The 2,210-nt window shown below is 71.3% G+C and carries 2 protein-coding genes; both read right to left on the bottom strand.

Annotation, left to right across the window (positions count from 1 at the left end; translation table 11 throughout):
• Positions 1 to 1,006: serine/threonine-protein kinase (locus FNH08_RS49110; RefSeq protein WP_322726644.1), on the bottom strand; the 1,006-nt coding region annotated here is incomplete at its 3' end.
• Between the two features lie 408 nt (positions 1,007 to 1,414).
• Positions 1,415 to 2,143: a VOC family protein gene (locus FNH08_RS49100; protein WP_152778424.1), complete on the bottom strand. Its 729-nt coding sequence runs from the start codon at positions 2,141 to 2,143 to the stop codon at positions 1,415 to 1,417.
• Between the last annotated feature and the right edge of the window lie 67 nt (positions 2,144 to 2,210).

Raw genomic sequence — 2,210 nt, 5'->3', positions numbered from 1 at the left:
GGGCGGGATCGTACGACGGTGGGGGCGGAGGGACCGGAACAGCGGGCCTCACGCCTCCACCACCACTACCGCCCCCGGCACCCGGGACCGTCGGCGGATGCGCCACCGTACGACCGCCGCGGCGGGACTCGATGAGGCTGACCGCCTTTTCCGGCAGCCACGCGGAGGCCGTACCGCTGTCGTCGGAGCCGGAGCCGAAGAGGTGGGGCGCCAGCTGGGCCTGGAGGTCGGCCGGGTTGGGGCGCGCGGTCGCGTCCATCTGCATACAGGACTCGATCAGCGGCCGCAGCTCCTCGGGCAGCCCGGTGATGTCGGGCCCCTCCCTGAGCAGCATGAACACCGTCTCGACCGGGTTGGCACCGTGGAAGGGGGCGTGTCCGGTGGCCGCGAAGACGAGCATCGACCCCAGCGAGAACACATCGCTCGCGCCGGTCACGCTCCGTGAGTCCTTGGCCTGCTCGGGCGACATGTAGGCGGGCGTGCCGACGGCGACGTTGGTCATGGTCAGCCGTGTGTTCGAGACACCGGAGGCGATACCGAAGTCGATCACCCGCGGCCCGTCCTCGACGACGAGGACGTTGGAGGGCTTCAGATCGCGGTGGACCAGCCCGGCACCGTGAATGGACTGGAGGGCCTCGGCGACGCCCGCCGCGAGCCAGCGCACCGCCTGGGCCGGGAGCGGCCCGCAGTCGGTCACTATCTCTTCCAGCGAGGGCGCGGGGACGTACGCGGTCGCGAGCCACGGCACGGCCGCGCGCGGGTCGGCGTCGACCACGGCCGCCGTGTAGAAGCCGGAGACGGCCCGTGCCGCCTCGACCTCGCGTGTGAAGCGGACCCGGAACAGCTGGTCCTCGGCGAGCTCCGTCCTGACCGTCTTGATCGCCACGCGCCGGCCCGATGCCGACCGCGCGAGATAGACCAGCCCCATGCCGCCGGCACCCAGCCGTCCCAGCACCTCGAACGGCCCGATACGCCGCGGATCGTGCTGCGTCAGCTGATCCACCACTTGCCCTGCCACCTCCCCGTACGGGCCGCGTCGCCCTCGAAAGAACACGACCCCGTGCAGCGTCTCACCACGGCACCGCCATGGCGGCACGCCCCCCGATTCTTCCTGCCCGGGACCCCTGGTGCGAACCCGGGGGCGGATCGGGGTGTCTCAGGACAAAAGCACGGGATACACCCCTTGGGGAAGCCACCGCCCGGATCGTGGGACGGGTTCTGATGGCTTCTGGGGGTTCTTGAGAGTTCAGAAACTACCGGGTTATGGCCGCGAGTGGCTGATATTGGCGGTAGGAAGGGCTGGTATCGGTGGGGCGCATCGGGTCACACACGGGTGGCGTACTGCGCCTCTCGGGCTTCTCTGCGGCTTCTCAGCGGCTCCTCAGCGGCTCCTCTGCGGCTCCTCTGCGGCTTCTCAGCGCTGGAGCAGCGCGAACGACGCCCCCTGGTCGTCCGTGACCACCGCAACACGTCCGTACGAGGCGTCGAACGGCGGTACCTGCACGCGCCCGCCCAGCCGCCGGACCGCTCCGAGCGCGTCCTCGGCGTCCGTCACCCGGAAGTGGATGAGGAAGTGGGGCGGCATCTGGGGCGGGAAGACCTCGGCGAGCTCGGCGCGGCCGAAGTCGGGGGAGGCACCGGGGCCGAAGAGTGCGTCGTGGAAGAGGGTGCCGTAGAAGTCGTTGGCGACCTTCGTGTCCCGGGCGTACAGCTCGGCCCAGGCGAAGGTGCCGGGTTCGTGGCGGCGGCCGAAGCCGTGGTGGGTGCCGGGCTGCCAGAGGCCGAAGACGGCGCCTTCCGGGTCGGTGGCGAGGGCGGTGGCGCCGAGGGCGCCGAGGTGGGTGGGGGAGGTGATGAGCCGGCCGCCGCCGGCTTCGACACGGGCGGCGAGGGCGGTGACGTCGGGGGTCGCGAAGTGCGGGGTCCACACGGTGGGCATGCGGCCGTCCGCCTTGGGCGCGAGGGCGGCGACCGGTTCGCCCTCCTGGTACGCCCACACGGAGGTGCCGTACCCCTCCTCGAACGTCCACCCGAAGAGTTCCCCGTAGAACCGCTTGCCCGCCTCGACGTCGGACAACTGCGCGTCCACCCAGCACGGGACACCCTCCGGGTAGGGTCCGGCCCGTGCCGTTTTCTCGGCCATACGGCCAAAGTAACGGGATTTCATGCGGGGCGCGCGGGCTGGGTGGCGTGTGGGTGCTGTGTGGGGG

This window comes from Streptomyces spongiae (genome assembly GCF_009377185.1).
Lineage (GTDB): Bacteria > Actinomycetota > Actinomycetes > Streptomycetales > Streptomycetaceae > Streptomyces > Streptomyces spongiae.
The sequence above is the reverse complement of the archived record's forward strand: the minus strand, read 5'-3'. Positions and strand labels throughout refer to the sequence as shown.

What these genes read in the sequence shown, in the direction of transcription:
- FNH08_RS49100 (WP_152778424.1), bottom strand. Translation starts at nt 2,143, where the DNA reads ATGGCCGAGAAAACGGCACGGGCCGGACCCTACCCGGAGGGTGTCCCG.